The organism is Dactylosporangium sp. NPDC000555, assembly GCF_040300025.1.
Lineage (GTDB): Bacteria > Actinomycetota > Actinomycetes > Mycobacteriales > Micromonosporaceae > Dactylosporangium.
The window spans coordinates 108,737-135,724 of sequence record NZ_JBEPDB010000001.1; the positions used below are offsets into that span (position 1 = coordinate 108,737).

Below are 26,988 nucleotides of genomic sequence, written 5' to 3' on the forward strand. Positions count from 1 at the left end.
GGCACCAGCCCGTCGGCGGCCTCATCGTGCTGACCGGCGTGGGCATCTCGCAGGGCCTATTCGTGCGACGCCGCCCACGCCAGGAGGTCCTTGGCGGGCAGGGTGTTGACGATCCGCTCGACGGGGACGCCGCAGGCGACGGCGCGGGAGCACCCGTTGGGCAGCCAGTCGAGCTGGCCGGGCGCGTGGGCGTCGGTGTCGATGGCGAAGCGGCAGCCGGCCTCCAGCGCCACCCGTAGCAGCCGCTTCGGCGGGTCGAGCCGCTCGGGCCGGGAGTTGATCTCGATCGCCTTGTCGTGCTCGACCGCCGCCCCGAACACCGCCGCCGGGTCGAAGCGGCTCTCCGCCCGCGTGCCCCGCCCGCCGGTGATCAGCCGCCCGGTGCAGTGCCCGAGGATGTCCAGGTGCGGGTTGGCCAGCGCGGTGACCATCCGCCGGGTCATGACCTCGGGCTCGTCCTTGAGGTTGCTGTGCACCGAGCCGACCACGACGTCGAGCCGCCCCAGCAGCTCGTCGGTCTGGTCGAGCGACCCGTCGGCGAGGATGTCGACCTCGATGCCGGTCAGGATCCGAAACTCCATGCCCAGTCCCGCGAACCCGGCGTTGATCCCGGCCACCACGTCGAGCTGCTCCTCGAGCCGCTCCGCGGACAGCCCCCGCGCCACCGTGAGCCGGGGCGAGTGGTCGGTCAGCACGAGGTACTCGTGCCCGAGCTGCGCCGCGGCCATGGCCATCTCGTCGATCGGCGACCCGCCGTCGGACCAGTCGGAATGGGTGTGGCAGTCGCCGCGCAGCGACCGGAGCAGGGCTGCCGTGGCCTCGTCGAGGTCCTGCCCGGCAGTCGCCTCGAGCCGGCGCAGGTAGACCGGCTCCTCCCCGGCCAGCGACTCCGCCACGCACCGCGCCGTGACATCCCCGACCCCGGCCAGCTCGGTGAGCGTCCCGGCCTTGGCCCGCGCGGCGAGCTCGCCCTCGGGGAGCTTGGCCAGCTTGGCCGCGGCGCCGCGGAAGGCTCGCACGCGGTAGGTCTTCTCGTGGGCCCGCTCCAGCAGGTACGCGATGCGACGCAGATCGGCGAGCGGGTCACGCGCTGACGGCATGCGCCCCACGCTATCCGAGGTGCACGGGGACGGGTCAGGCGCGCTGGGGCTGGTGGGCGAGTACCGTTCGCGTGCGGGTCAGCGTGGCGAACGGGTTTGCGAACTGCAGCACCAGCGTTTCGAACTCCGCCCCCGGTAGGCACTTGATGATGAGGAGCTGGTCGCCGCGGCGTACGTCCCAGAAGGTATTGCCGTGCGGGCCCGCGGTGATGATGCCGTCGATGTTCAGTCCGCCCCGCCGATGCGGCAGCGGCGGGGCCTCCGTGCGCGGCCCGATGCGGATCGAGGCGACCGCGGCCACCGGCACCTCGATCCGGTCCCGCCACGTCCACCAGCTGTCCAGGCCCTGCGGCTCGATGACGAGCGCGGTCTCGGTGACGGTCAGCTGGATGTTCGTCGGCACCTTCATCAACGCGAGCAGCCCCGCGGCCAGCACGATCGGGACCGCCGCGAGCACCAGCACGGAGCTCATGAAAACCGAATGTACGCGCGTCAACGTTCGGCGTTGGCGCTTTCGTGAAAGCGGGACCGGGCGGGGTGAACGGAGCATGGATGCGCACCATTGACTGGATTGACGGGGCCGTGGTCGTCGTGGATCAGACGCGGCTGCCCGCCGAGACCGTGTACCTGCGGCTGGAGACGGTGGAGGAGCTCGTCCACGCGATCCGGCGGCTCGCCGTGCGTGGTGCGCCGGCGCTCGGGGTGGCGGGCGCGCTCGGGGTGGCGCTCGCCGCCAGTCAGCATTCCGGCGCTGAGGCGCGGGCCCGTGCGGTACACCTGCTGCGAACGGCGAGGCCGACGGCGGTCAACCTGGCCCGCGGAGCGGGACGCGCGGCGGCGCTGTTGCCGTCCTTCGACGCCGTGCTGCGGGAGGCGTTGCTCATCAGGGACGAGGAGATCGCGAGTTCCGCGGAGATGGCTTTGCGCGGTGCCGATCTGGTCCAGCGCCTGTGCGGACCGGGCGTGCGGCTGCTGACCCACTGCAATACCGGCGGGCTGGCCACCGTCGTGGACGGCACCGCGCTGGCGGTGGTCTTCGAGTTGTACCGCCGGGGCGCCCTCGGCGGCGTCATCGCCAGCGAGACCCGCCCGCTGCTGCAGGGCGCCCGCCTGACCACGTGGGAGCTCGCCCGGGCCGGTGTCCCGCACCGGCTGGCCGTCGACTCGGCCGGCCCCTACCTGATGGCCCGCGGGGAGGTGGACGCGGTGATCCTCGGCGCGGACCGGATCTGCGCCAACGGCGATGTGGTGAACAAGATCGGCACGTATGCGCACGCGCTCGGCGCGCGTGCGGCGGGCATCCCGTTCATCTGCGTGGCGCCGGAGTCCACGGTCGACCTCTCGACGGCGTCCGGTGCCGACGTCGAGATCGAGGACCGCGGCGCGGCCGAGGTGGTCGGGGCGGCGGCACCCGCGGGCACACCGGCGGTGAACCCGGCCTTCGACGTGACCCCGGCCGGGCTGGTCACCGCGGTGGTGACGGACGAGCGTGTGTTCTCAGGCCGGGCGGACGGCGCGGACGGTCCGGCGGTCGGCGGAGACCGACTCGATCCAGCCGCCGACCCGGCCTAGGCGGAGCAGCACGTCGACGCGCGCCGGCAGGTCGGCGGACTCGCCCGGCTGCGGCGGCCAGGCCAGCCGCGCGTTGTGCCCGGGCGTCAGCCACGCGGCGAGCGCGCCGATCGGGTCGGCGCCGTCGAGCGCCGCGCGCGCCGCGTTGAGGTCGGCGAGCACCGTGTCCAGGGCCCGTCCGACCGCCGGCGCGTTGCCGCCGCACATGGCGGCGGTGAGCTGCGGGCGGGCGGCGGCGACCCGGGTGCCGTCGCGGAACGAGCCGGCGCCGAGCGTGCCGGCCAGCGGGTCGTTGGAGATCAGCGCGGCGACCGCGGCCGCGACGAGGTGCGGCACGTGCGAGATGGCGGCGACGGCGGCGTCGTGCTCGTCGGCGGTGGCCGGCACGACCCGGGCGCCGAGGCCGGTGATGAGCGCGGCCAGCTCGACCCAGTCGCGGATGCCGGCGCCGTCCTCGCTCAGGCACAGCACCCAGGCGCAGTCGGTGAACAGCCGCGGGTCGGCGGCGGTGAAGCCGGACGTCTCGCGGCCGGCCATCGGGTGGCCGCCGACGAACGTGGCCAGCGCCTGCCCGCCGGTGCGCAGCCGGTCGGCGGCGAGGTCGCGGACGGGACCCTTGACCGAGGTGACGTCGGTGACGACGCCGACGTAGCCGAGCGACGCCAGTTCGTCGAAGACCGCGCCGACGGCCGGTAGGGGCACCGCGACGACCGTGAGCTCGGCGTCGCGCACCGCGTCGCTGATCGATGCGGTCACGTGCCAGCGCGCGTTGGCCGGGGCCTGCGCGGCCGCGGTGCGCGCGGTTGCCCTGGTCGCCGGGTCGGCGTCGTAGCCGCTCACGCGGTGGCCGTGCAGCGCGAGCGCCCGTAGGACCGATCCACCGATCAGCCCGAGCCCGATCACCGCCACGTTCAACGTCGCATCACGCACTGCGGAACTGTCGCACATCCCCCGACCACCCGTTCGGCTCGGGACGCCCGACGAACGACTTATGCCGACCCGTGGTCGGCCATTTGCGAGATTACATCTAGTTACCGTACTTTCATGAGACTTATCCTTTTTATGGCGTGTGCACCGACGGCTCGGAGCCCCGGGTGAAGCCGGCCGCCGGCGTGGCGTCGCATCAGGTGACGGCTGGCGGTGAGTTCACGACGGTCGGCGGGGCGAGCCGGAAGCGGCTCGCGGTCTTCGGTTGAGCGCCGGGCTAAGCTGCTGGTGTGGCAGTGAGCGAGTCGCAGTGGAAGGAACCGGGCGGTCCGGCTCCCGCGCCCGCCCCCGGCCGCCCGCAGGCGACGGCGTTCCCTCGGGCGACGGCCTTCCCGCCGATGACCCCCGCACCACAGGCGACCGCACCACAGGCGACCGTGGGGCCGACCCCGTGGCCGGGTGCCATGGGGCCGCCGGTCGTCGGGCCGCCGCCGCGGCTGAGCGCTGCCCGGCCGCCGACGCCCGCCGCCGCGTATGGGGCCTGGCAGGGCGCCGTGCGTCCGCCGGTGTTCAAGGTCAGCCAGCCTCGGCCGATGTATCGCGAGCCGCTGCCGGTCCGGGCACAGATGGTCTCCGCCGGGGCTGCCGCCGGGGCCGGCTGGATGCTGCTGTTCGGCCTGCTGATGCTGGGGTCCGCCCGGGGGTATGTCTGGATCACCCTCGTCGCCGGGATTCTCGCCTGGGCCGCGGCCGCGGTCCTCGCCCGTTTCGGCGACCGCGGTGTGGCCGTCGGCGTGGCGGCCTCCAGCGGGGTGGCGGTGACGATCGCCGGAGTTGTGGTGGCGTATCAGCTCGCCGGGGGCGACTGGCTGTTGTGGTGACCGTTCCGGGTGAAGCCTTCGGGCATCGACCGGACACGCTGAGTAGTGGTTTCTCGGAGTTCGGCTCGTACTCTTGACGTGGATTCGGGCGAGGATCACTCTCAGCGACATGGCTTTGAGGCTGCAGCGGCTCGACCCCGAGCGGCGTCGCCGGCGGCTCGCGCTGCTGGTCGAGTTGGCGGACGCCAAAGCGTTCCGCGAGCGGCTCCACCCGCGTCGGCTGCGCGCCGACCGCCTGCGTGAGCTGATCGCCAACCGGCGACGACTCGCCGACTGAACTCCGGGGCCCTTTGGTGCCGAGCGACAACCCGCTCGAATAGTGTTCACGCGTACCGACGAGCACCGACCGGGGGGACCGTGTCGCACTTCGCTGCCGCTGTCACGCGCGACGCCAAGAGCTGGGCCGCTGCCGAGCTGGACCTCAGTGGCGTCGCCGACATCGAAGAGATCACCGATCGCCTGCGCGACGCCGATCCGGAGGCGTCCGTCTCGCTGCTGTTCGTCGAGTCCGACGACGCGTACCTGGTGATTCTGCGCCTCGACGACGGCGAGGATCTGCGCGTCTTCGGCTCCGACTCGGTGTTCGCCGAGGAGTCGCGCCTCGGCGCGATCCTCCTGGGCGACGTCGAGGAGCAGCTCCCCGACGTCGCCGAGGTCGCCGAGGAGTCGCCCGACGAGGAGGACGAGGAGGAGCGGCCGTCGGCCGAGCCCGAGGTCGAGCCGGTCGGCGATCCGGAGCTGCTGGCCGACCTGGGTCTGTCCGGCGGGCAGCTGCTCGAGCTGTGCGCCCAGGAGGGGATGCTGCCGGCCGACCTCACGGCCGAGATCTGCCAGGCCATCGGGGCCGGCGACGAGATCGAGGAACTGCGCGAGGCGTGAGCGCGGCGAGACGCCGGTGGGAGCCGGCGATGCGCCGCGCGCTCGAGGTCGCCGCCTGCGCCGGGCCGGACGTGCCCATCGGGGCGGTCATCCTCGGGCCCGACGGGTCGGAGCTCGCGGCCGCCCACAACGAGCGCGAGCTGACCGGCGACCCGACCGCGCACGCCGAGATGGTGGCCCTGCGCCGCGCCGCCGGGCGCCGTGAGCGGGACGGCTGGCGGCTCGAGGAGTGCGCCCTCGTCGTCACCGTGGAGCCGTGCACCATGTGCGCCGGTGCGCTCGTGCTGGCCCGGATCGGCACGGTCGTCTTCGGGGCCTGGGAGCCGAAGACGGGCGCCGCCGGGTCGCTGTGGGACGTGCTGCGCGACCGGCGGCTCACCCACCGGCCCGAGGTGATCGGCGGGGTCCTGCAGGACGAGTCCTCGGCCCTGCTGCGCGCCTTCTTCGCCGGCCACCGCGAGTAGGGCGGTCGTCAGCTTTGCGTGGGCAGGGTCACCGTGACGCGCAGGCCGCCATCCTCGCGCGGCTCCACCTCGGCCGTCCCGCCGTGCGCGGAGCGCAGATCGGATGCGCAGATGCTTCACGGGATCTGGTACCCCACTGGCCCGCGGTCCTCCCACCATGGGCGCTCGCGGGCGGCCTGGGAGCGACCATGCTGATCGGCGCGGTGGCGGGCCTCTACCCGGCGATGCGAGCCGCCAGCCTGTCCCCGACGACGGCCCTGGCGTCATGATCGGCTCTGTCACGAGCGGTGCGCAATCGCGAAATGTCGCCCGCAAGCGAGCGACATTTCGGATTTATGCCTTATTTCGGGTCTGTGCGGTTCGCGTAGCGTGTTCGGCGATGGCCTGCGGTGACTAAGCGATGATCGTCTGGAGCGCGACCTCGACCATCTGGCCGAACGTCTGCTCCCGCTCCTGCGCGGTCGTGCGCTCGCCGGTCTTGATGTGGTCGCTGACCGTCAGCAGCGTCAGCGCCCGCGCCCCGAACCGTGCCGCGATCGTGTACAGCGCGGCGGACTCCATCTCCACCGCGAGCACCCCGTAGTCGGCGAGCCTGTCGTACAGGTCGGGCCGGTCCGTGTAGAACGCGTCGGCGGCCAGGATCGGCCCGACCCGCATCGCGATCCCCTTCTCCGCGGCCACGTCGACGGCGGTGCGCAGCAGCCCGAAGTCCGCGACCGGCGCGTAGTCGATGAGCCCGTCGAACCGCGCCCGGTTCATGTTCGAGTCGGTGCTCGACCCGATGGCCGCCACCACGTCCCGCAGCTTGAGCGAGTCCTGGATCGCCCCGCAGCTGCCGACCCGGATCAGCGTCTTGACGCCGTAGTCGTTGATCAGCTCGTGCGCGTAGATGCTGGCGGAGGGCATCCCCATGCCTGACCCCTGCACGGAGACCTCGACGCCGTCGAAGGTGCCCGTGAACCCGAGCATGTTGCGCACGGTGGAGTAGCAGCGGGCATCCTTGAGGTACGTCTCGGCGATCCACTTCGCCCGCAGGGGGTCTCCAGGAAGCAGGACCCGCTCGGCAATCTGACCCGGCTCGGCGCCGATGTGCGTGCTCATACCCGTGATCCTGCCAAACGGCGAGCCCCCTCGCGGATGGGGCCGGGGCGTCAGGTAACCTCTTCGGCGGTGGCGTGTCCGAGTGGCCTAAGGAGCACGCCTCGAAAGCGTGTGAAGGTGCAAGCCTTCCCGGGGTTCGAATCCCCGCGCCACCGCACTCGGCCAGCACGAACGCCCGGCATCTCCTAACGGAGACGACCGGGCGTTCGGCATTCCAGTCTCATTTCGTCTCAGTTGTGGCAGGGTGCTCTGTGCACCGTTGGCGGCCACACGGAGTATCCAGGGCGACCAGTCGACGATCCTCTCCTGCACTTCGGTCGCCCCTCGCTGTACTACACACAATGTGCTGTACTACACCGACCGTGTCATGCTGTAGTACAAAACACAGCTCTGTACTACAGCCTGTTGCACAGGCCCGGTCGGTGTCACCGACGCCGGGGCGATGGAGAGCCAGATCGGCGCGGTGTGCTCCGAGATGGAGCCGGTTGTCCGGGCGGAGATCTTTACGGTCGCCATCGATGGCAAGAACGTTGTCGCCTGCTACGTGCCACCAACACCACGCGATCAGCGCCCGTGCCACAAGCGAAGCCTCGGACCCTGGGCCGGGTCACGGATCCGGGTCGGTGATGGGGACCGGCGGCTGACCGACTACGAGGTCGCTGTGCTGCTCGCGAACCGTACCGAGCAGAAGCACGACGTCCGGGCGATGTCAGACGCCAGCATCGCGGACCTGGACCAGGAGGCACTCGGTCGATTTCTTCACCGGATTCGCGAGACCAGGGGTGAGATCTTCCGAAAGGTCGACGACGAGCGCGCTCTGACCATGCTCAACGTCTTGACCGTTCACGACGGCAGGTCCGTGCCGACGCTGGCCGGCTTGCTGGCGTTCGGCGTCTATCCGCAGACCTTCGAGCCACAGCTCAACCTCACCTTCGTCGCCTATCCCACCAGCGAACCCGGCGTGCTGGGCCCCGCCGGTGAACGGTTCACCGAGAACCGGTCGGTGGACGGCTCGATCCCGTTCATCGTGAACGAGTGCGTGCGCATCCTGAAGCGCAACATGAAGCGGCGCAGCATCATCTCGGGCATCTTCCGCATCGACGAGTGGGAGTATCCCGAGGAGGTCCTGCGCGAGGCGCTGGTCAACGCGCTGGTCCACCGCGACTACTCCGACTTCGCACGCGGCATGCAGGTCCAGGTCGAGATGTACCCCGATCGGCTCGTGATCCGTAACCCCGGCGGGCTCTACGGGCCGGTCGACGTCGGTGTGCTGGGCATTACCGGCGTCACGTCATCACGGAACAAGGCCCTGCTCAAGATCCTGGAGGACACGCCGTACTTCGACGGTCACATGGTGTGCGAGAACCGCGGGAGCGGAATCACCCGGATCCGGATCGCACTCACCGAGGCCGGCATGGAGCCACCGCATTTCACCGACTCGGTCTCATCGTTCACCGCAGAGTTCCCGAACCACACACTGCTCGACCAGGAAGCGCTCGAATGGTTGCAGTCTCTCGACAACCGGCCGCTGTCGCGGTCGCAAATGAGCGCCCTGGTGATGATGCGAAACGGTGTCGTGATGACGAACAGCGCCTATCGAGCGTCCACCGGCGTTCAGGACAGCCGAACGGTCACTCGCGAGCTACGGGACCTTGTCGAGCGGGGCCTGATCGAACAGGAGGGAACGCGGGGCACGACAACGTATCGCCTTCCGTCGAATGATCCGCTTCAGACGGAACAGACTGACGAGCCGGTGACGACGGATGACGACCTGACTCGGAACTCGGCTCGAGTGATGGCCGGGCTCTCCGCCGAAGGTTCGTCTCGAAGCGAGATCGAGGAGCGCACCGGCCTGAAGCCGCACCAGGTATTTCGCGCCTTGAAGGCGCTTCGGGAACGGGGTCTGGTGGAGATGACCGGCCAGCCACGATCGCGGACCGCTCGCTATAGGCGGGTACCGCAAATTCCGGAAGCCTGAGGTCGCGCGCTCCGCCGCGAGAGCCAACCTTCAACCCATCGAGGTCGTCTCAGTTGTCGTCTCATTTGCCAGCGTCCACCGGCGGCCCAGGCGGTCCATGTCACCTCGCCGCACCTGGTCACGGACGGCGGGGACCGCTCCCGGACGCTGATGGGCAGACCTCGAAAGCGTGTGAGGGGGTAACTCCTCCCGGGGTTCGAATCCCCGCGCCACCGCTCCAGGCCAGCAGAAGCGCCCGGCACCTTCTTTGGAGGCAGCCGGGCGTTTGGCTTTCTCGTCTCAGTTGCGTCGCCGCGATGCGCGCTGGCGGCTCACACCAGGGTGGCCGCTGCTCGGCGGTCCATCCAGGCACCGCCCTGCCGTGTCAGAAGAAGCTCAGATGCGACATGAGCTTGCCGTCAGCATCGACAATCGATCGAGCCTCGATGTGCGCCTCCCTTGGTGCTGCGAACGGAAGAGCGGCAGCAGGCTCGGCGCTTCACTACGCATACTTGCAATTTATATCCCAGTTAAGTGGAACTACGCCGCGCAACGCTGACCAGAGGCCGAACAGCCGCCGTCGTCTCAGTCGTTCGCGTCCACCGGCGTTCTCCGCCGTCCGTGCCACCTCGCGAGCCCAGCTCGCGGACGGTGCGGACCGCCCACGGACACTGGAGGGCGGCCGGGCGTCCGGCGTTCAGGATTCCGTGAGGCGAGGCGAGGCGAGGCGTGCGTGCTCGCACCGCGGTGCTGGCCGGTCGCGGGAATCTTCCGGCCGGAATTTCCATTTGCGTCTATCGCTCACCCTCCACGACGCTAAGGTGCGTCACCAGGGGAACGCGCGCGTCGCGGCAGTCGCACGGCCGATGGGTGTTAGCAACTTGCGATATGGCACCTCGTGGTCTGGCGATCTGTGACGCGGCCGACTCATACTGATGGCGAGGCTAAGGGGGGAAACTTATGCCGACCGTCTTCTATCAGGATCACGACATCGTCATCACCGACGACGTCTACGCCGTCTGGAAACCCGACCCCCAGGTGTACGACCTGGAGGGGCTGGAGGATCTGCGCCTCGAGCACGACGTCCGCCCCGCGCGGATCGTCCTGCTCGCCGCCGGCGCGCTGGCCACCGTGGGGGCGGTGGCCGCGCTGACCCTCGTCGAGGGCACCGGTCGATACGTCATCATCGCCGCGGTGCTGTTCGTTCCGCCGCTCACCGGGCGCGCGATGCGCGTCCTCGCCCCGGCCGTCTGGTTCCTGCGCGCGCGTTACGCGGGAGCCGGGGTCACGCTGTTCGCATCGACCAACACCATATCCGCCATGCGGGTCCGCCGCGGCCTGATGCGCGCGTTCGCGGCCAGCGCCGCGAGCGTGGAGCGCCTCGACCGCGCCGGCTACGCCGAGGCCTATGGGAGGCTGAACTCCCTGCTCTGACGTGCCACGAAGAGCAGAGCCCGCGGGGCCGGGAGCCCCGCGGGCGATGCCAGTTGACCGGTTTGCCGCGAATGTGCATTCATGGGCCAACTTTGCATACTCACGTGAGGTATGACGCGGCCCTTCGTATGCTGAAGGCTCACGTCCTAGGGTTTGAAGGAGGACGACCCGATGGCCGAGAGTAGCGAGGCACTCGTCTGGCGCAAGTCTTCCGCCTGCGGCACCACTTCTTGTCTGGAGGTCGCCTGCGGCGCCGACGGCATCCTGGTTCGTGATTCGGATGATCCGGACGGCGTGCGTCTGAGGTTCGGCACGGCGGATTGGCGCGCGTTCCTTGCGGGGCTACGCACGGAAACGCTGCTTCCACCGAGTTGAACGCTGCGGGCCGGGTGCGATGCGCGAGCGGTCGTGGGCTTGTGGCATGCCGACGCGTCTGACCCGGCGTGGCGACTTAGTGAGGGTCGAAAGCGCCGTCCTTGATGCCGGCGACAAACGCCCCCCAGGTGTCGCGTTCGAACGACAGCACGGAACCGCCCGGATCCTTCGCGTCGCGGACAAGAATGCTGTCCGACGCGAGGTTCGCGACCTCCACGCAGGTCGTGTTGCCGCAGTAGCTGCTCTTGCGCCAGCTGGGCGGCATGACCGTCTCGTGCATTGAACACCCTTTTTCCTGACAGGGAGGCAGCCCAGTATGGTCGGCCTCCAGTGGTCTTCGGCGTCAGTCCGAAGATCCTTTGTCGGCAAACCGAGTATCCGCGCCGGCGGCGGGGTCTTTCGCGGCCGCGGCTATCCTTCGTGCCGAATCCTCCTCGCCGATCGAGCTCTCCCACATGCGATCCCAGGCGTCGCGATGGCGCGCGATTCGCGCCGGATCGTCGACGATTTCGTCGAGGGTTCCGCTCTCCCGGTACAACACGGCGTGATTGTTCTCTTCGTTCGACAGGTACATCAGGTCGTACTGACCGAACGGCGGATACGGTAGCTCCAGTGGGTGAATACGAACCGTGAGGCGGCCTTCCGCTATGGCCGCGCTGATGTCGGCAAGCGACTCGCGAAGGGCCTGAGGTCCGCCGTACCCGCGCAGCAGCACCGATTCGTCGAACAGCGCGTACAGCTTCGGACGCGGATCGCGTCCCCACAGCGCCTTGCGGCGCTCGACGCGAATGGCGGCACGCGTCGCGATCTCATCGTCTCTGAGCTCTTCAGTGAACCCCTGCGAGACGGCCAGTGCGTATGCCTCGCCCTGTAACCATCCTGGAATCACCTGCGGCGCGAAGCTCCGGATGACGGACGCCTCGGCCTCGAAGCCGATCAGCTGGCGCATCGCCGAGGTAAGACGTCCCTGATAACGCTTGTCGTCCCACCATTGCCGTCGCTGTTTCGACGCCTTGGCGGCCTGGATGAGTTCCTCGACCACCTTGCGGTCTCTGATGCCAAGGTAGGCCAGCAGCGGGCGCAGGTCGTTTTGCGAGATGGTGACCTCGCCGGACTCGATGCGCATCACCTTGGAGAGCGACCACTCCATGGCCTCGGCCACCTGGGTCTGCGTATCTCCCTTGGTGTTGCGGGCGTCCTTGATCGCCAGCCGGACTTTCCGGCGTGCGACGGCGGGCGTGTCACCCGAACTCATGACGTCGTCTGTCCCTCGTTGGACCTATGGCTACTTGCCGCATCGCTGTTTGTATTTCACCCTACTCGCCGGTAGACGCGCAGGCTGCAGACATCCTTGAAACGCCATGGGTCGGGTTCCCCTCCTGATGGGGGGTACTCCGGCTGATCGGGTGGTCCGGTCGGGCCGGGAGCCAGTGTAGGTGCCCATTAACGATATGACTGTCCCGTGATGTGGCAGATTCTTCGGATTGTTACCTACTGAACGGTAAGTAACGATTCGGCGGATGCGCTCAGCCTGAGGTCGCGTAGCGGCGATCCTGGTCGCGCCGCTCAAGCGCGCGGATCAGGGCGCGGCGGACCTGGCCGAACGTCGTCGGGTTGGTGCTGTGGAAGAGGCGCACGTCGTGGGTCCCGTACTGCGCGCGGATCTCCTGTGCGGCCCGGGTGCGGCCGGTCCGTGGGTGCTCCAGGACATACACACCCTTCAGGAAGTCGATCCGGAACTCCACGCGGGCGGGCCGGAGGATCACGAAGTGGTCGGCGGTCACGACTACTTCGGGACTTCGGTAGAACATGCGCATCTCCCTTCCCCTCGGTCTTGCGAGCGGGGTCGGCAATGCGGTAGGCAATACTTCGGGTATCGATGTCACCCCTCCGCGTAGCCGGAGTGGCGGCCGCAACGAGAACAGCGCCCGGTTGCCGCCGGGCGCTGTTGCGTATCCGCCACTCGCCCCCTCGTGGCCTGCTACATCCGATGATCGCATGGCCGCATGACCAGACGCTAGATGACAAGCTGCGATATTGCAGACTGCTCCTTGCTGGCAGCGGTCTTCTTCAGATCGGCAGCGGGTTGGCGCGCTGTTCGAGGGCGCGGATGAGTGCCCTGCGTACGGCGCCGAACGTGGCCCTGTTGGTGGTGTAGAAGATGCGGACGTCCGCGGCCTCGTAGCGCGCGCGGATCTCGTGCCCCGCCCGGAAGTCGGCCCCTCGGCCGTGCCGGACGATGTACGGCGCCTGGATACCCTCGAGATCGAACCGAACCGGGTCGGGTTGCAGGACGGCCACGTGGGTGCTGGTGATCAGGATGTCCGTGCTCCGATAGAACATCGCCGCCCCCTCAAACAGCGTGTCGGTATAGAGATGGTCCCATGCGGCGGCACGCTCGAACAGGCGTCAACCTGCCATATCGCAGATGGCTAGGTTACGGTAGCCCGCTACCGCCAGTTGAAGGGACTGAACGCGGCCATCTGGTCGGGGGCAATCAGGAGCAGAACGCAGCCGCCGATGCAGCACGCCATAGCCAACGCGACAGCCACCGAAACCACTATCCACGGCATGATCGTCCATCGGTTGTCGCGAGGCGTCTCCACGAGCGGCATCATCGCGCACCGCGGCGCACGGCAAAGGGTGGCTGGGCTTCGCGACGTCCGGCTGCATGATGCTCGTCACACCGCCGCGACCGTTCTGCTTCTGCTCGGCGTGACCGAGCGTGCGGCCATGGGGTCATGGGTCGGGCCACAACCGCCACGGCCAAGAGATATCAGCACCTCAGGACCCCGATCCGTCGCGACGACGCCAAGCGCGCCGGCGGGCTGCTCTGGGCGACGCCGGGGCCAAGGAGAAGCCCAAGGGTCGGCGGAGGAGGAAGCAGAAGCCGCGGCCGAAGTACGGCGACGACAGCCCGGCCGGGGCTCCGGTACGCGCCCGAGTGGCCCGGCTGGGATTAAAGCTGAGACCACCGACGACATCGGCCCGGCTCCCGTGGCGGGGCCGGGCCGGGCCGGGCCGATGTTCTGCCTGGTCAGGCGGTGCGGAGGATACGAGATTCGAACTCGTGAGGGTTTTATCCCAACACGCTTTCCAAGCGTGCGCCCTAGGCCTCTAGGCGAATCCTCCGTGCGACAGGATACCCATTGCTCGCGAGGTTCGTGCACCGGGTATTGTGGTCCCAAGCCACTCGTGCGGCGACACCTCATGAACCTCCCCAGGGCCGGAAGGCAGCAAGGATAAGTGAGCTCTGTCGGGTGCACGGGTGGCCTTCGTGCATCCATGCCCGACCCGCCCGACGCCCGCCCGAAATTGTCGGTGGTCCGGAGTACGGTGGTCCCGGCTCTAGTCGAACGGAGGACCGCTGGTGGCGCTCGCGCTCTACCGCAAGTATCGGCCTCGCACGTTCGCCGAGGTGATCGGGCAGGAACACGTCACGGAGCCCCTGTCGCAGGCGCTGCGCTCCGGGCGGCTCAACCATGCCTACCTCTTCTCCGGCCCGCGCGGCTGCGGCAAGACCAGCAGCGCCCGCATCCTGGCCCGGTCGCTCAACTGCGAGCGGGGGCCCACCCCTGAGCCGTGCGGCGAGTGCCAGTCCTGCCGCGACCTGGCGCCCGACGGCGCCGGCTCGATCGACGTCATCGAGATCGACGCGGCCAGCCACGGCGGCGTGGACGACGCCCGCGAACTGCGCGAGCGGGCGTTCTTCGCCCCGGTGTCGAGCCGGTTCAAGGTCTACGTGATCGATGAGGCCCACATGGTCTCGTCGGCCGGGTTCAACGCGCTGCTCAAGCTCGTCGAGGAGCCGCCGGAATACGTCAAGTTCGTCTTCGCCACGACCGAGCCGGAGAAGGTGCTGGGGACGATCAAGTCCCGGACCCACCACTACCCGTTCCGGCTGATCCCGCCGGGCGTGCTGCGGCCATACCTGGAGCAGCTGACGGCCGCCGAGGGGGTCAAGGTCGAGCCCGCCATCTTTCCACTGGTCGTCCGCGCCGGGGCCGGCTCCGCCCGGGACACCCTCTCGGTCCTCGACCAGCTGATCGCCGGCGCCGGTGAGGAAGGTGTCACCTACGCCCGGGCGGTGGCCCTGCTCGGCGTCACCGACGTGGCCCTCATCGACGAGATGTGCGAGGCGCTGGCCGCCGACGACGGGCGCGGCGCCTTCGGCGTCATCGACCGGGTCGTCGAGGCCGGCCACGACCCGCGCCGGTTCGCCTCCGACCTGCTCGAGCGACTGCGCGACCTGATCGTGCTGCAGCAGGTGCCCGACGCCGTCGCCAAGGGCCTGCTGGACGCCCCGCACGACCAGCTCGAGCGGATGGCCGCCCAGGCCACGCAGCTGGGCCAGGCGACGCTGTCGCGATACGCGGACATCGTGCACAACGGCCTCACCGAGATGCGCGGCACGACCGCCCCGCGGCTGCTGCTGGAGCTGATCACCGCCCGCATGCTGCTGCCGGGCGCCGACGACTCGAGCACGGCGTTGCTGCAGCGCCTGGAGCGCATGGAGCGCCGCCTGCTCGCCGGCGGCGTGCCCGCCGCGGCTGCCCCGGCCCCAGCCCCGGCTCCACCCTCGCCTGTGGCACCCGCCGCGGCCCCGGTGGAGGCGGCTCCCGCCGCGGCCGATGCCCCGCCGGTTCGCGGTGCGGTCGACGGCGGCAACCGGGGGCTGGACTACATTCGCGATCCTCGTGGGGGCGGCTCGCCGACGTCGGTCGTGAGCCCACCCGAGGCCCCGAGCGCCTGGTCCGACGCGGCGCCCTCCGCGCCTGCCCCGGCACCTGGAGCGCCGCCGCCTCCTCCGCAGCCGGCCCCCGCAGCACCGGTTCCCGCAGCACCGGTTCCCGCAGCACCGGCCCCTGCGTCGGCCCCGCCCGCGCCGGTCGGGACCGGCGGCGGACTCGACGCCGACGCGATCCGTCGCGTCTGGCCGGACCTGCTGGCGCTGGTCAACGACAAGAGCAAGAAGACCGGCGCGATCATCCGCGAGGCCATGGTCCAGGACGTCGAGGGCACCACGCTGGTGCTTGGGTTCAAATACTCGACGCACGCCGACATGCTCAATGCCTCGCCCGACGTCCTGCTCAGCGCGCTGCAGGAGCTCCTCGGCGGCCGCTGGCAGGTGCGCTGCGAGGTCGGCGGCCAGCCGGGCGGCAGCGGCAACCGACCCACGCCGCCGAAGCCCACCCCGCAGCCGTCCGGCCCGCCCGCGCCGAGCCCGCCGCCGTCGGGCCCGGCCCAGGCCGCTTCCGGGCCGCACCAGGGCGGCGCCCCGCAGCACAGCAGCCCTCAGCAGGGCCGGCCGCAGCAGGGCGCTCCACAGCAGGTCGGGTCCCAGCACGGCGCGGCCGTCGGTGGCGGCTCGGGACGGTCTGGCGGCGGGTCCGCAGCGTCGGGGTTCGCCTCGGCTACGGCGGTCGTGCAGGACGAAGACTGGCCGGCGCCCGCGATTCCCGGCGGTGCCGCGGCCCAGGCCGGCGGGGCGAGCGCGGCCGAGGACTGGCCGACACCGGCCACGCCCGGCGGCACAGCCGCACTGGCAGACGGCGGTTCGGCATCTCCAGCCCAGACCGCATCTCCAGCCCAGACCGCGGGATCGATGGCCACAGCGATGGCCGCGGCGGATGCGATGGCCGGAAGCGCTTCGATCGCGGCCGGGTCCGGTGGTGGCGGCCCTAATGCTGCCCCGCCCAACGGCCCCGCGTTCAACGGTTCCACCCTGAACGGTTCCGCGACCGGCGGTTCCGCGTTCAACGGTTCTGCGGCCGGCGGCACCGGGAGCGCTGCCGCGAGCGGTGGCGCCATGGCGACGGGGACGGCCACGTCGGCGTCGAGTGCCCGTGCGGCGGCGGCGACTGGCAATCAGGGCGGGTTCGGCTCGGCGGCGCCGGCGGCCGACCCTGTGGCGGCCCACGGCTCGGCGACGGCCAGCATGACGGCCACGGCTCACGGCTCGACCACGGGCGGCGGGGGCGGCACGGCAACCGCGACTCGCGGCGGGCCGCCAGGACGGCCGCGGCAGGGTGGTTCCAGCGCGCTGGAGAAGGCTCGTGAGGCGGCCAGCCGGGCGGCCGCGGCGGCAGCGAACGGCGGGCGCCGAGTCGGCGGCCCAGGCGCGACCTCCGCGACCCGTGCGGCGGCGGCCCCCGCAGCGGCAGCGGCCGGTTCGATCGAGTCGGCCTGGGAGGGCACGGGGGCGGAAGAGCCGCCGTTCGACCCCGAATACGACTCGGCGCTGGCCGATCCGCGCTTCCCCGGACTTGACCCGGGCGACGAGTTGCTCGACGACGCGACCGACGTCCGGGAGACGAGCGAGGAGGCGGCGCTGCGGCTGCTGATCGAGGCCCTCGGCGCCGAAAAGATCGGCGAAACCACGAGCGGCTGAGGCCCGGCCGATTCGCTTCCCCCGGCCGCGCCGGGAAGCCCGTCGCCGCTGGGCCGTGAAGCCGCGGTAGGAGGCCGTAGGAGCGCCCGTGGGTGAGGGCGGGATCGGCCAGGTCCGCGAGGGGTGGCGGGGGTGGCGTGGAGGCTGAGCGCGGCCGCCCGGCGGGGCAGGGCCTAAGCTGGTCCGAAACCTATGGTGCAACGCCCGCAACGTGAAGCAACGTTGATGACACGCTAAGGAGCGGCCTGTGCGGCCCGGTGGACAGCCCAACCTGCAGCAGATGATGAAGCAGGCGCAGAAGATGCAGCAGCAGATGGTCGCCGCGCAGGCGGAGCTCGCCGAGGCCGAGCTCACCGGCACGGCCGGTGGTGGGCTGGTTACCGCGACCGTGAAGGGGACCGGCGAGGTCGTTTCCATCAAGATCGATCCCAAGGCGATCGACCCGGAGGACGTGGAGACGCTCGAGGACCTGATCGTCGCAGCGGTGCACAACGCGGCCCAGGCGGCGCGCGACCTCACCGAGGAGAAGATGGGCCCGCTGACCGCTGGGCTCGGGGGCCTGGGCGGCGGGCTCGGGCTGCCCGGTTTCTAGCGGGCGTCCGGCGTGTACGAAGGCGCCATCCAGGACCTCATCGACGAGCTCGGCCGGCTGCCGGGGGTCGGGCCGAAGAGCGCGCAGCGCATCGCGTTCCACGTTCTGTCGGCCGACCCCATGGACGTCAAGCGGCTCGCCCAGGCGCTGCAGCGGGTCAAGGAGCTCGTGCGGTTCTGCACGCGCTGCTTCAACGTGGCCGAGGCCGAGCTGTGCCGGATCTGTCGCGACCCGCGGCGCAACGACGAGGTCTTCTGCGTGGTCGAAGAGCCCAAGGACGTCGTGGCGATCGAGCGCACGGGCGAGTTCCGGGGGAGGTATCACGTGCTCGGCGGGGCCATCAACCCGCTCGAGGGGATCGGCCCGGACAGCCTGCGCATCCGGGAGCTCATGAGCCGGCTCGCGGACGGCACCTGCAAGGAGCTGATCCTGGCGACCGATCCCAACACCGAGGGGGAGGCCACCGCGACCTACCTGGCGCTGCTGGTCAAGCCGATGGGGCTCAACGTCACCCGGCTGGCCAGCGGGCTCCCGGTCGGCGGCGACCTCGAGTACGCCGACGAGATCACCCTGGGCCGCGCGTTCGAGGGAAGGCGAGCCGTCTAACCCTCGGGGCGGTTGAGGATCCCGACGACGACGGAGTGGACGGCGGCCAGGTCCGCGGGGTCCTGCAGGGTGCCCACGGCGCCGGTCACGGTGTACCACTCATCGGCTTCCTTGTACTGCACCCAGACGACGAAGGACCCGTCGGGGGCGATCTCCGAGCGCAGCGTCAGCTCGCCGGTGATCACCCCGACGTCGTCGGTCATCACGCCGCCCGGGCCGGCCATGATGTCCGTCACCAAGGGTTCCGGCGCAACGGGAGTCGCCGTGGGTTCCGAAACAACAGGAGTCTCTGTGGGTTCCGGAGCAGCGGGTGTCTCCGTGGGTTCCGGCGCAACGGGAGTCTCCGTGGGCTCCGGAACGGCGGAAGTCGCCGTGGGTTCCGGAGCGGCGGGAGTGTCCGCGGGTTCCGTCGTCTCTGCCATTCCGGTCCCTCCGATTCGTAGAAGTTGGTTTTTACTTGCAGGTCGCGAGCATGTCGGCGAGTGCGGCCTTCTCGGCCTGCGTGACGGTCAGCTTGTAGTAGGCCTTCACCGTGACCCAGCTCTGCGCATACGTGCACCAGTAGGTCTGGCTCGGCGGCTTCCACGTCGACGGGTCCTGGTCGCCCTTTGCCCGGTTGGACGCCGCACTAACCGCGAACAGTTGCGGCCGGGTCAGATCGTTCGCGAATTCCTTGCGCCGCTCGTCGGTCCACTGCGCCGCGCCCGAGCGCCAGGCCGCCGCGAGTGGCACCATGTGGTCGATGTCGAGGGCCTGCGCTTCGGTGAAGTCCTTGTCGTCGTACGGGCTGTGCCACGAGCCTGCGGTGATCTTGCAGTTGTCGGTGGCCTTGACGTCCTTGCCGTCGCGCTTGAGGACGACGTCGCGCGTGTCGCAGCCGCTGCCCTGGCCGGTCCAGTGCGTGAACTTCTGGCGGCTGTAGCCGGTCATCGGTCCGGCCGTCGCGACGGTCAGCGTGTCCAGCTCCGCGGTGCCGTTCCCGCTGCTGGTGCCGCTGCCGGTGCTGGCGCTGGCGCTGCTGCCGCTACTGGTGGCGGTCGGGCCCGACGTGGCCTGGGCATCGCCAGTGGTGGAGGAGACGTCGCAACTGCCGGCGCCGGTGAGCACCGTGGCGAGCGCGAGGGCGGTGAGGACGGCTTTGCCGTTGGAGAGGGGGCGCACGCCCCATACTCTGCGGCATCAGTGCCCGCGGCGCTCGGAAGACGCGCCCGTGTTGATCGTCACGGGCGCGTCTCATGTCCGACTATCCGCGGTTCACGGCGCTCAGCACGGCGCGCAGGGACGCGGTGACGATGTTCGCATCGACGCCGACGCCCCAGTACGTGGTGCCGTCGACGGAGCACTCGACGTACGCCGCGGCTTGCGCACCCTCGCCGGAGGTCAGCGCGTGCTCGGCGTAGTCCAGCACTCGCACGTCGACGCCGACATCGCCCAGGGCGCGCACGAACGCGTCGATGGGGCCGTTGCCGGTGGCGCTCACGGTCCGGGCGGCGCCGTCGGCGGTGATGTCCGCGGTCAGCGTGACCTTGCCGTCAACGGTCGCGGCCTCATACCCGGCGAGCGCGAACCGCCGGTCGTTGAAGTACTCGCCGGAGAAGATGTCCCACATCTGTTGCGGGCTGACCTCGCCGCCCTCGTCGTCGGTGTGCCGCTGCACGACGCCGGAGAACTCGATCTGCAGCCGGCGGGGCAGGTCGAGGTGGTGCTCGGACTTCATGACGTACGCGACGCCGCCCTTGCCCGACTGCGAGTTGACCCGGATGACGGCCTCGTAGGAGCGGCCCAGGTCCTTCGGGTCGACCGGCAGGTACGGCACGCCCCACGTGAACTGGTCGACGTCCACGCCGGCCGCCGCCGCGTCGCGGTTGAGGGCGTCGAAACCCTTCTTGATCGCGTCCTGGTGCGACCCGGAGAAGGCGGTGTACACCAGGTCGCCCGCGTAGGGGTGGCGCTCGTGAACGGGCAGCTGGTTGCAGTACTCGACGGTGCGCTTGATCTCGTCGATGTCCGAGAAGTCGATCTGCGGGTCGATGCCCTGCGAGAACAGGTTCAGCCCCAGGGTGACCAGGTCGACGTTGCCGGTCCGCTCGCCATTGCCGAACAGGCAGCCCTCGACGCGGTCGGCGCCGGCCATCATGCCCAGTTCGGCCGCGGCGACCGCGGTGCCGCGGTCGTTGTGCGGGTGCAGCGACAGTACGACCGAATCGCGGCGCGGCAGGTTGCGCGACATCCACTCGATCGAGTCCGCGTAGACGTTGGGGGTGGCCATCTCCACCGTCGCCGGCAGGTTGACGATCAGCGGGCGGTCCGGCGTGGGCTGCAGCACCTCGATGACCGCGGTGCACACCTCCAGCGCGTAGTCCAGCTCGGTGCCGGTGTAGGACTCGGGGGAGTACTCGTAGAAGATCTCGGTGTCGGGCGTGACCGCCTCGGCGTACTTCTGGCACAGCCGCGCGCCGGTCGTGGCGATGTCGGTGATCCCGGCCCGGTCCAGGCCAAACACCACGCGGCGCTGCAGCGTCGAGGTCGAGTTGTAAAAGTGCACGATGGCCCGGCGGGCGCCGACCAGCGACTGGAACGTGCGCTCGATCAGGTTGTCCCGGCACTGCGTCAGCACCTGGATCGTGACGTCCTCGGGGATCAGGTCCTGCTCGATCAGCGTGCGCACGAAGTCGAAGTCGGTCTGCGAGGCGGCCGGGAAGCCGACCTCGATCTCCTTGTAGCCCATGCGTACCAGCAGGTTGAACATTCGCCGCTTGCGCTCGACCGACATCGGGTCGATGAGCGCCTGGTTGCCGTCGCGCAGGTCCACCGCGCACCAGCGGGGTGCGACCGTGATCTCGTTACCGGGCCATTGCCGGTCGGTCAGCGGGACTGGGAACTGTTCGGAGAAGGGCCGGTACCGATGAATGGGCATGCGGCTGGTGGACTGGCGTGCGATTTCGGACATGCTCTGCCTGCTCCTGGGTTATCGCGCTGTGCGCGGAAGGTCTGGTCTGGGACAGACCGGCAGGAGCGCAGACGCGCATCATCCCCGCGACGAGGTGCCGGCCTGAGGGGCCTCGTCGCGGCGACGAAGAAGAAGCGTCTGCCACATGTCAAGAGAGACCATACGCCCCCCATCCGGTACCGCGAAACCGGTCCCGTTCAGTGAGAGGTCTTCACCGACGGCGCGGTCGAGGGCGAACGCGACCCCGAGACGTCCGACTGCGCCGGCGCCGGCGGGGCCGCCGTGGTCATCGGCGGTCCGTCCACGACCGGGCCGGGCAGTGAGATCGTCGGCGGCGCCGCGACCACCTCGCCAGCGAGCGTGAGCTGCCCGAACGGTAACTTGGCCGCGGTGAGAATGCCGTTGTCGTTGTAGCAGAACGTGCCCGGATCGATCGGTGGCTGGATCGCGGTCACGCTCGGCTCCACCGAGAAGCAGGGCGCGGACGTGCCGGCCAGCGGGTCGCCCGCCGCGACCGACAGCGGGATCTGCCGGTCCAGCAGCACGTCGAGCCAGCTCACGAACACGTACTGAACCCTGGGGTCGATCGCGGCCGGCAGTCTCTTGCCGCTCGCGGCCACCTTGACGCAGTTGCCGGGCGGGTTGATCTGGCACTGGAACTGCCCGTCGGGCCGGTTCGCGATCGCCACGTCGGCGGTGCCGCCCAGCGCGCCGCCCTGGACGTCGACCCGCCAGGTGCGGTCGGTGGCGATGGAGACCAGGATCGAGCGGGGCGCCTTGTTCGGCACGGTCAGCGTGTACGCGGCGACGTAGCGTTGGTCCTTCGCGACCGCCACCCGCGCGGCGAGCATCCCGCGCGGGTCGGGCTGGGTCGGCGCAGGCGTGCGGGCCAGGCTGACCCCCGGATCCGGGGCGCCGGACGAACCGCAGGCGGCGACCAGCACACCGGTGAGCACGGCCAGCGCCGTGCCCGTGGTCACAGTGATCGCGTTATTCCCGACCCGACGCTCCCGCACCCGCGTATTCTCGCCCGGCGGGGCGGCCGGATCGTGGAACGCCACTCCCGAGGGGAACCTCACACCGGTACGCTCGGCTGCGTTGACCTCGCCCAAACGGGCGGATGAGGCCTGGAAGGAGCTCGACGGCGTGGCGCTGATCGTGCAGAAGTATGGCGGTTCGTCCGTCGCCAACGCCGAGCGCATCAAGCGCGTCGCCGAGCGGATCGTCGACACGCGAAAGGCCGGTCATGAGGTCGTCGTGGTGGTGTCCGCCATGGGCGACACGACCGACGAGCTGCTCGACCTCGCCTCGCAGGTGAGCCCCGTCCCGGCCGGCCGCGAGCTGGACATGTTGCTCACCGCCGGCGAGCGGATCTCCATGGCGCTGCTCGCGATGGCGATCAACAACCTGGGATTCGAGGCCCGCTCCTACACCGGCAGCCAGGCCGGCGTGATCACCACGTCGACGCACGGGCGCGCCCGGATCATCGACGTGACCCCGGGCCGGCTGCGCAGCGCGCTCGACGAGGGCGCGATCGCGATCGTCGCCGGCTTCCAGGGCGTCTCCCAGGACACCAAGGACATCACCACCCTCGGCCGCGGAGGCTCGGACACCACCGCCGTCGCGCTCGCCGCGGCGCTGAACTCCGACGTCTGCGAGATCTACACCGACGTCGACGGCATCTTCACCGCCGACCCCCGGGTGGCCAAGAACGCCCGGCACATCAAGCAGATCACCTACGAGGAGACGCTCGAGCTGGCCGCCTGCGGCGCGAAGGTGCTGCACCTGCGCAGCGTCGAATACGCGCGGCGCTTCTCGCTGCCGATCCACGTCCGTTCCTCGTACTCAACCGCAAACGGCACCATGGTCACCGGATCGATGGAGGACCTTTCCGTGGAGCAAGCGCTCATCACCGGCGTCGCGCACGACCCCAGCGAGGCGAAGATCACAATCGTCGGCGTGCCCGACCAGCCCGGCGTCGCCGCGCGGATCTTCCAGACGGTCGCCGCCGCGGAGACCAACATCGACATGATCGTGCAGAACGTGTCGACGGAGAGCACGGGGCGCACGGACATCTCCTTCACGCTGCCGAAGACCGACGGCGCGATCGCCAAGGCGGCCCTGGAGCGGATCAAGTCCTCGATCGACTTCAAGTCGATCCTGTTCGACGACCACATCGGCAAGGTCTCGCTCATCGGCGCCGGCATGCGCTCCAACCCGGGCGTCGCGGCCAAGCTCTTCGCCGCTCTCGCCGAGGCCGGCGTCAACATCGAGATGATCTCCACGTCGGAGATCCGGGTCTCGGTCGTGTGCCGCGACACCGACCTCGACGTCGCCGTCCGGGCCATCCACGACGCGTTCGAGCTGGGCGGCAACGAAGAAGCCGTGGTCTACGCGGGGACCGGAAGGTAGGTTCGTCCCCCATGGGCGGTCTGCCGAGCCTGGCCGTGGTCGGTGCGACCGGGGCCGTTGGCTCCGTGATGTGTGAGCTGCTCTCGTCCCGCAAGAACGTGTGGGGCGAGATCCGGCTCGTCGCCTCCAAGCGCTCGGCGGGCCGCAAGCTCACCGTGCGCGGGGAGGAGGCGCTCGTCCACGAGCTCACCCCCGAGGTCTTCGACGGCATCGACGTGGCCATGTTCGACGTGCCCGACGAGGTCTCCGCGGAGTGGGCGCCGATCGCCGTCTCGCGCGGAGCGATCGCCGTGGACAACTCGGGCGCCTTCCGCATGGACCCAGACGTGCCCCTCGTCGTGCCGGAGATCAACCCGGAGCAGGTGCGCAACCGCCCCAAGGGCGTCATCGCCAACGCCAACTGCACCACCCTCACGATGATCGTGGCGCTCGCGCCGCTGCACCGCGAGTATGGCCTGAAGGAGCTCGTCCTGGCCTCCTACCAGGCGGTCTCCGGCGCTGGCAAGGACGGCGTCGACACGCTGCTCGACCAGCTCAGCCGGGTCAGCGGCGACCGCGCGCTGGGCTCCCGCTCCGGCAACGTGCGCCAGGCCGTCGGCGACGATCTCGGTCCGTTCCCCGCCCCGCTGGCGCTCAACGTGGTGCCGTGGGCCGGCTCCCTGCGCGACGCCGGATGGTCCTCGGAGGAGCTCAAGCTCCGCAACGAGTCGCGCAAGATCCTCGGCCTGCCCGACCTCAAGGTCTCCGCCACCTGCGTGCGGGTCCCCGTGGTCACCGGCCACTCCGTCGCCGTGCACGCGGTCTTCGGCGCCGAGGTCGACGCCGAGGGCGCCCGCGAGGTCCTGCGGCACGCGCCGGGCGTGATCCTGGTCGACGATCCGGGGGCGGGCGAGTTCCCGATGCCGATCGACGCCGTGGGCACGGACCCGTCGTGGGTCGGCCGCATCAGGCGCTCGGTCGACGACCCCCGGGCGCTGGACTTCTTCGTGACCGGCGACAACCTGCGCAAGGGGGCGGCGCTGAACACCGCCCAGATCGCCGAGCTGCTCTCCACCGAGCTGCGCGCGGCCTAACCGCCCGCTCCGCACCACCGTGCAGTCCGGATGGCTGACGCGGGACGGGCGTCGAGCTTTGCGCACTTCTGGTGCACCAATACCCGACTTATCACCATATTTCTGGTCGCCCAGCGAGTCGGGCAATCGGTATATGTGAAGCGCATCTCGATTGACAGTTAGCAGCAAGTGGTAGTTACTCTCAAAATATGTCTGCTATCACTTCCAGCCGGCGCCGGTGGTGGGCGCTGGTCGCGATCGTGCTCAGCGCGCTCACGGTCGGGTTCGACACCACGATCCTCAACGTTGCGCTGCCCACGCTCGCGACCGCGCTCAACGCCGGGAACGACGACCTGCAGTGGATCGTCAACGCGTACGTGCTGGTGTTCGCCGGGCTGCTCCTGCCGATGGGCGCGCTCGGCGACCGCTACGGCCGCAAGCGCCTGCTGATGGCCGGTCTCGTGCTGTTCGCCGGCTCCTCGCTGATCGCCGTGTTCGCGAGCGGCTCCGGCCAGGTCATCGCCGCCCGCGCGCTCATGGGCGTCGGCGGCGCGATCCTCACCCCGATCACGTTGGCCGTGCTGCCCGTGATGTTCGAGCCGCACGAGCGCGGCAAGGCGATCTCCCTGGTCACCATGGGCATGGGCATCGGGCTGCCGCTCGGGCCGATCATCGGCGGTTACCTGCTGGAGCACTTCTGGTGGGGCTCGATCTTCGTGATCAACATTCCGGTCGCGCTGGTCGCGCTCGTGGCCGTCGGGCTGCTTGTGCCGGAGTCGAGGTCCTCCACGCCGAAGCGCGTCGACCTGATCGGCGCCGGGCTGTCCATGTTGGGCCTGGTTTCCGTGGTGTACGGCGTGATCGAGGCACCCACCCGGGGCTGGACGGACGCCCGCGTGCTCGTCGCCCTCGCCCTCGGCGCGGCCCTGCTCGCGATCTTCGCGCTCGTCGAGCGGCGCGCCGAGGCCCCGATGATCGACCTCCGGCTCTTCCGGAAGGCGCGCTTCGCCTGGGGTACCGCCGCGGGAACCATGGCGTCCTTCGCGCTCTTCGGCGTGCTGTTCATCCTGCCGCAGTACTTGCAGGCGGTCCGCGGCAACGACGCGCTCGGCGTCGGCCTGCGGCTGCTCCCGCTGATCGGCGGCCTCTTCGTCGGCGCGCCGCTGGGGGAGCGCATCGCGCACCTGACGGTGACCCGGCTGCCGGTGGCGGCCGGGCTGCTGATCGGCGCGGTCGGCCTGGGCCTGGGCGCCCGCACCGGCATCGAGTCCGGGTACGGCTTCGTGGCCACCTGGCTGGCGGTCGGCGGCCTCGGCGTCGGCCTGGCGCTGACCCCGGCGATGGACGCGGTGCTCGGCTCGCTGCCGCGCGACGAGGCCGGCTCTGGCACCGCGATCACGATGACCCTGCGCCAGGTCGGCGGCGCCCTGGGCGTGGCGCTGCTGGGCAGCCTGACCGCCGCTGTGTACCGCGACCGCCTGGCCGCCGCCCCCGAGGCCGCGAAGCAGTCGATCTCGGCCGCCGTCGCGGTCGCCGCGCGCACCGGCGACCAGGCGCTCGCGTTGTCGGCGCACTCGGCGTTTCTGGCCGCGATGAGCGCGGTACTGCTGGCCTGCGCGGCCATCGCCGTGGTGGGTGCGGTGCTGGTGGCGCTGTTCCTGCCGAGTGCGCAGCCGGCCGCCGGTGCGGAAGAATCGGTTGATGAGCTCACCAGGGTTACGTGAACGCAAGAAGCAGAAGACCCGCTGGGCGATTCAGGAGCACGCCGTGCGCCTGTTCGCCCAGCAGGGCTACGACGCGACCACGGTGGAGCAGATCGCGGAGGCCGCCGAGATCTCGCCGAGCACGTTCTTCCGATACTTCAAGACCAAGGAAGACGTGATCATCCAGGACCGCTACGACGAGCTCATGGCGGAGGCGATCCGCGCCGCGCCGCCGGACCTGGCCCCGCTCGAGGTGATGCGCCGCTGCTTCGTCGACGCATTCGCCTCGGTCGGCCCGGATGAGGCCGAGCAGGTCCTGCAGCGCGCGAGGCTGCAGTTCACCGTGCCGGCCCTGCGGATGCGAGCCCTGGACAGCATGCAGGACTCGATCCGCTACCTGGCGGCCGCGCTCGCCGACCGCCTGGGCCGCCCGAAGGACGACTTCCGCTGCCAGGCGTTCGTGGGCGCGTGCGTGGGCGCCATGATCAACGCTCTGATCGCCTGGGTCCAGGACGGCGAGAACACGGACGACGTGCTGGCGATGATCGACGAGGCGCTGTCGGTGATCGCCGAGGGGCCATAGATCTTCCAG

The 26,988-nt window shown here is 70.1% G+C and carries 27 protein-coding genes, 3 tRNA genes and 1 other RNA gene; 18 read left to right on the plus strand and 13 right to left on the minus strand.

Going from position 1 to position 26,988, the window contains the following annotated elements:
• Positions 1–56: 56 nt before the first annotated feature.
• Together ABT297_RS00525 and ABT297_RS00530 are read right to left on the minus strand one after the other, a co-directional pair.
• Positions 57–1,100 (minus strand): PHP domain-containing protein, encoded by a 1,044-nt coding sequence (locus ABT297_RS00525; protein ID WP_350542996.1) that lies wholly within the window; start codon positions 1,098–1,100, stop codon positions 57–59.
• Between the two features lie 34 nt (positions 1,101–1,134).
• The gene (locus ABT297_RS00530) at positions 1,135–1,572 is read right to left on the minus strand and encodes a hypothetical protein (RefSeq protein WP_350542998.1); all 438 of its coding nucleotides are present in this window, start codon (positions 1,570–1,572) and stop codon (positions 1,135–1,137) included.
• Positions 1,573–1,652: 80 nt separating this feature from the next.
• Between ABT297_RS00530 and mtnA the strand changes: the two genes are divergently transcribed.
• A complete protein-coding gene (gene mtnA / locus ABT297_RS00535; RefSeq protein WP_350543000.1) occupies positions 1,653–2,672 on the plus strand; it encodes an S-methyl-5-thioribose-1-phosphate isomerase in 1,020 nt (339 codons plus the stop codon).
• On the opposite strand, the gene ABT297_RS00540 is transcribed toward mtnA, so the two are convergent.
• On the minus strand, positions 2,598–3,602 hold the full coding sequence (locus tag ABT297_RS00540; RefSeq protein ID WP_350543002.1) for a prephenate dehydrogenase/arogenate dehydrogenase family protein: 1,005 nt from the start codon (positions 3,600–3,602) through the stop codon (positions 2,598–2,600). The genes mtnA and ABT297_RS00540 overlap by 75 nt on opposite strands.
• Before the next feature lie 287 nt (positions 3,603–3,889).
• Between ABT297_RS00540 and ABT297_RS00545 the strand changes: the two genes are divergently transcribed.
• The 4 genes from ABT297_RS00545 to ABT297_RS00560 all read left to right on the plus strand — a co-directional run bounded on the left by ABT297_RS00545 (position 3,890) and on the right by ABT297_RS00560 (position 5,823).
• Entirely contained in the window at positions 3,890–4,480 is a 591-nt protein-coding gene (locus tag ABT297_RS00545) for a hypothetical protein (protein WP_350543004.1), read from the plus strand.
• A gap of 109 nt (positions 4,481–4,589) precedes the next feature.
• Positions 4,590–4,757: a hypothetical protein gene (locus ABT297_RS00550; RefSeq protein ID WP_350543006.1), complete on the plus strand. Its 168-nt coding sequence runs from the start codon at positions 4,590–4,592 to the stop codon at positions 4,755–4,757.
• An 80-nt stretch (positions 4,758–4,837) separates the two neighbouring features.
• Positions 4,838–5,359: a tRNA adenosine deaminase-associated protein gene (locus tag ABT297_RS00555; protein ID WP_350543008.1), complete on the plus strand. Its 522-nt coding sequence runs from the start codon at positions 4,838–4,840 to the stop codon at positions 5,357–5,359.
• A 29-nt stretch (positions 5,360–5,388) separates the two neighbouring features.
• Positions 5,389–5,823 (plus strand): nucleoside deaminase, encoded by a 435-nt coding sequence (locus ABT297_RS00560; RefSeq protein ID WP_350543554.1) that lies wholly within the window; start codon positions 5,389–5,391, stop codon positions 5,821–5,823.
• 393 nt (positions 5,824–6,216) lie between these two features.
• Here the strand turns inward: ABT297_RS00560 and deoD are convergent, their stop codons facing one another.
• Positions 6,217–6,924, minus strand: a complete 708-nt coding sequence (deoD, locus tag ABT297_RS00570; RefSeq protein ID WP_350543010.1) for a purine-nucleoside phosphorylase — start codon at positions 6,922–6,924, stop codon at positions 6,217–6,219.
• Between the two features lie 68 nt (positions 6,925–6,992).
• Between deoD and ABT297_RS00575 the strand changes: the two genes are divergently transcribed.
• The 5 genes from ABT297_RS00575 (at position 6,993) to ABT297_RS00595 (ending at position 10,690) form a co-directional block, all read left to right on the plus strand.
• Positions 6,993–7,079: transfer RNA gene (locus tag ABT297_RS00575), tRNA-Ser, on the plus strand.
• A gap of 287 nt (positions 7,080–7,366) precedes the next feature.
• Complete coding sequence (locus tag ABT297_RS00580; protein ID WP_350543012.1) at positions 7,367–8,902, plus strand: ATP-binding protein; 1,536 nt, start codon at positions 7,367–7,369, stop codon at positions 8,900–8,902.
• Between the two features lie 90 nt (positions 8,903–8,992).
• Positions 8,993–9,122 (plus strand) — tRNA-OTHER (locus ABT297_RS00585).
• A 719-nt stretch (positions 9,123–9,841) separates the two neighbouring features.
• Positions 9,842–10,315 carry a DUF6232 family protein gene (locus ABT297_RS00590; RefSeq protein ID WP_350543014.1) on the plus strand — a complete coding sequence of 158 codons (474 nt, stop codon included), beginning with the start codon at positions 9,842–9,844 and terminating at the stop codon, positions 10,313–10,315.
• A 171-nt stretch (positions 10,316–10,486) separates the two neighbouring features.
• Positions 10,487–10,690 carry a DUF397 domain-containing protein gene (locus ABT297_RS00595; protein ID WP_350543016.1) on the plus strand — a complete coding sequence of 68 codons (204 nt, stop codon included), beginning with the start codon at positions 10,487–10,489 and terminating at the stop codon, positions 10,688–10,690.
• A gap of 76 nt (positions 10,691–10,766) precedes the next feature.
• Here ABT297_RS00595 and ABT297_RS00600 read toward each other — a convergent pair whose 3' ends face one another.
• The 5 genes from ABT297_RS00600 to ABT297_RS00620 form a co-directional block, all read right to left on the minus strand.
• A complete protein-coding gene (locus tag ABT297_RS00600; protein ID WP_350543018.1) occupies positions 10,767–10,970 on the minus strand; it encodes a DUF397 domain-containing protein in 204 nt (67 codons plus the stop codon).
• Positions 10,971–11,033: 63 nt separating this feature from the next.
• Positions 11,034–11,945: a helix-turn-helix domain-containing protein gene (locus ABT297_RS00605; protein WP_350543020.1), complete on the minus strand. Its 912-nt coding sequence runs from the start codon at positions 11,943–11,945 to the stop codon at positions 11,034–11,036.
• A 271-nt stretch (positions 11,946–12,216) separates the two neighbouring features.
• On the minus strand, positions 12,217–12,501 hold the full coding sequence (locus tag ABT297_RS00610; RefSeq protein WP_350543022.1) for a hypothetical protein: 285 nt from the start codon (positions 12,499–12,501) through the stop codon (positions 12,217–12,219).
• A 259-nt stretch (positions 12,502–12,760) separates the two neighbouring features.
• Complete coding sequence (locus tag ABT297_RS00615; protein WP_350543024.1) at positions 12,761–13,033, minus strand: hypothetical protein; 273 nt, start codon at positions 13,031–13,033, stop codon at positions 12,761–12,763.
• A gap of 704 nt (positions 13,034–13,737) precedes the next feature.
• Positions 13,738–13,822, minus strand: a tRNA-Ser gene (locus ABT297_RS00620).
• 53 nt (positions 13,823–13,875) lie between these two features.
• Between ABT297_RS00620 and ffs the strand changes: the two genes are divergently transcribed.
• The 4 genes from ffs (at position 13,876) to recR (ending at position 18,279) form a co-directional block, all read left to right on the plus strand.
• An RNA gene (gene ffs / locus ABT297_RS00625) (signal recognition particle sRNA small type) lies at positions 13,876–13,969 on the plus strand.
• Between the two features lie 91 nt (positions 13,970–14,060).
• Entirely contained in the window at positions 14,061–17,081 is a 3,021-nt protein-coding gene (locus ABT297_RS00630; protein WP_350543026.1) for a DNA polymerase III subunit gamma and tau, read from the plus strand.
• 271 nt (positions 17,082–17,352) lie between these two features.
• Positions 17,353–17,673 carry a YbaB/EbfC family nucleoid-associated protein gene (locus ABT297_RS00635; protein WP_350543556.1) on the plus strand — a complete coding sequence of 107 codons (321 nt, stop codon included), beginning with the start codon at positions 17,353–17,355 and terminating at the stop codon, positions 17,671–17,673.
• Between the two features lie 12 nt (positions 17,674–17,685).
• Positions 17,686–18,279 (plus strand): recombination mediator RecR, encoded by a 594-nt coding sequence (gene recR, locus ABT297_RS00640; RefSeq protein WP_350543028.1) that lies wholly within the window; start codon positions 17,686–17,688, stop codon positions 18,277–18,279.
• Here recR and ABT297_RS43105 read toward each other — a convergent pair.
• The 4 genes from ABT297_RS43105 to ABT297_RS00660 form a co-directional block, all read right to left on the minus strand.
• Positions 18,276–18,515, minus strand: a complete 240-nt coding sequence (locus tag ABT297_RS43105; protein ID WP_502885464.1) for a hypothetical protein — start codon at positions 18,513–18,515, stop codon at positions 18,276–18,278. The genes recR and ABT297_RS43105 overlap by 4 nt on opposite strands.
• Positions 18,516–18,732: 217 nt before the next feature.
• On the minus strand, positions 18,733–19,440 hold the full coding sequence (locus ABT297_RS00650) for an HNH endonuclease family protein (RefSeq protein ID WP_350543032.1): 708 nt from the start codon (positions 19,438–19,440) through the stop codon (positions 18,733–18,735).
• An 82-nt stretch (positions 19,441–19,522) separates the two neighbouring features.
• A complete protein-coding gene (leuA, locus tag ABT297_RS00655; RefSeq protein WP_350543034.1) occupies positions 19,523–21,229 on the minus strand; it encodes a 2-isopropylmalate synthase in 1,707 nt (568 codons plus the stop codon).
• Between the two features lie 197 nt (positions 21,230–21,426).
• Positions 21,427–22,209, minus strand: a complete 783-nt coding sequence (locus ABT297_RS00660; protein WP_350543036.1) for a hypothetical protein — start codon at positions 22,207–22,209, stop codon at positions 21,427–21,429.
• A gap of 166 nt (positions 22,210–22,375) precedes the next feature.
• On the opposite strand from ABT297_RS00660, the gene ABT297_RS00665 reads away from it, so the two are divergent.
• From ABT297_RS00665 to ABT297_RS00680, 4 genes are all read left to right on the plus strand, one after another.
• The gene (locus tag ABT297_RS00665) at positions 22,376–23,641 is read left to right on the plus strand and encodes an aspartate kinase (protein ID WP_350543558.1); all 1,266 of its coding nucleotides are present in this window, start codon (positions 22,376–22,378) and stop codon (positions 23,639–23,641) included.
• An 11-nt stretch (positions 23,642–23,652) separates the two neighbouring features.
• On the plus strand, positions 23,653–24,714 hold the full coding sequence (locus tag ABT297_RS00670) for an aspartate-semialdehyde dehydrogenase (RefSeq protein WP_350543038.1): 1,062 nt from the start codon (positions 23,653–23,655) through the stop codon (positions 24,712–24,714).
• 188 nt (positions 24,715–24,902) lie between these two features.
• Positions 24,903–26,417 (plus strand): MFS transporter, encoded by a 1,515-nt coding sequence (locus tag ABT297_RS00675; RefSeq protein ID WP_350543040.1) that lies wholly within the window; start codon positions 24,903–24,905, stop codon positions 26,415–26,417.
• On the plus strand, positions 26,395–26,979 hold the full coding sequence (locus tag ABT297_RS00680; protein WP_350543043.1) for an acyl-CoA-like ligand-binding transcription factor: 585 nt from the start codon (positions 26,395–26,397) through the stop codon (positions 26,977–26,979). The genes ABT297_RS00675 and ABT297_RS00680 overlap by 23 nt, the downstream gene beginning before the upstream one ends.
• Positions 26,980–26,988 lie beyond the last annotated feature (9 nt).

Excerpts from the sequence above, each read along its gene's own strand:
- ABT297_RS00670 (WP_350543038.1), top strand. The coding sequence starts at position 23,653 with ATGGGCGGTCTGCCGAGCCTGGCCGTGGTCGGTGCGACCGGGGCCGTT.
- ABT297_RS00595 (WP_350543016.1), top strand. The coding sequence starts at position 10,487 with ATGGCCGAGAGTAGCGAGGCACTCGTCTGGCGCAAGTCTTCCGCCTGC.
- ABT297_RS00560 (WP_350543554.1), top strand. The coding sequence starts at position 5,389 with ATGCGCCGCGCGCTCGAGGTCGCCGCCTGCGCCGGGCCGGACGTGCCC.
- leuA (WP_350543034.1), bottom strand. The coding sequence starts at position 21,229 with ATGTCCGAAATCGCACGCCAGTCCACCAGCCGCATGCCCATTCATCGG.
- mtnA (WP_350543000.1), top strand. The coding sequence starts at position 1,653 with ATGCGCACCATTGACTGGATTGACGGGGCCGTGGTCGTCGTGGATCAG.
- ABT297_RS00590 (WP_350543014.1), top strand. The coding sequence starts at position 9,842 with ATGCCGACCGTCTTCTATCAGGATCACGACATCGTCATCACCGACGAC.
- ABT297_RS00580 (WP_350543012.1), top strand. The coding sequence starts at position 7,367 with ATGGAGAGCCAGATCGGCGCGGTGTGCTCCGAGATGGAGCCGGTTGTC.
- ABT297_RS00525 (WP_350542996.1), bottom strand. The coding sequence starts at position 1,100 with ATGCCGTCAGCGCGTGACCCGCTCGCCGATCTGCGTCGCATCGCGTAC.
- ABT297_RS00615 (WP_350543024.1), bottom strand. The coding sequence starts at position 13,033 with ATGTTCTATCGGAGCACGGACATCCTGATCACCAGCACCCACGTGGCC.
- ABT297_RS00675 (WP_350543040.1), top strand. The coding sequence starts at position 24,903 with ATGTCTGCTATCACTTCCAGCCGGCGCCGGTGGTGGGCGCTGGTCGCG.
- ABT297_RS00550 (WP_350543006.1), top strand. The coding sequence starts at position 4,590 with ATGGCTTTGAGGCTGCAGCGGCTCGACCCCGAGCGGCGTCGCCGGCGG.
- ABT297_RS00605 (WP_350543020.1), bottom strand. The coding sequence starts at position 11,945 with ATGAGTTCGGGTGACACGCCCGCCGTCGCACGCCGGAAAGTCCGGCTG.
- ABT297_RS00600 (WP_350543018.1), bottom strand. The coding sequence starts at position 10,970 with ATGCACGAGACGGTCATGCCGCCCAGCTGGCGCAAGAGCAGCTACTGC.
- deoD (WP_350543010.1), bottom strand. The coding sequence starts at position 6,924 with ATGAGCACGCACATCGGCGCCGAGCCGGGTCAGATTGCCGAGCGGGTC.
- ABT297_RS00530 (WP_350542998.1), bottom strand. The coding sequence starts at position 1,572 with ATGAGCTCCGTGCTGGTGCTCGCGGCGGTCCCGATCGTGCTGGCCGCG.
- ABT297_RS00680 (WP_350543043.1), top strand. The coding sequence starts at position 26,395 with ATGAGCTCACCAGGGTTACGTGAACGCAAGAAGCAGAAGACCCGCTGG.
- ABT297_RS00610 (WP_350543022.1), bottom strand. The coding sequence starts at position 12,501 with ATGTTCTACCGAAGTCCCGAAGTAGTCGTGACCGCCGACCACTTCGTG.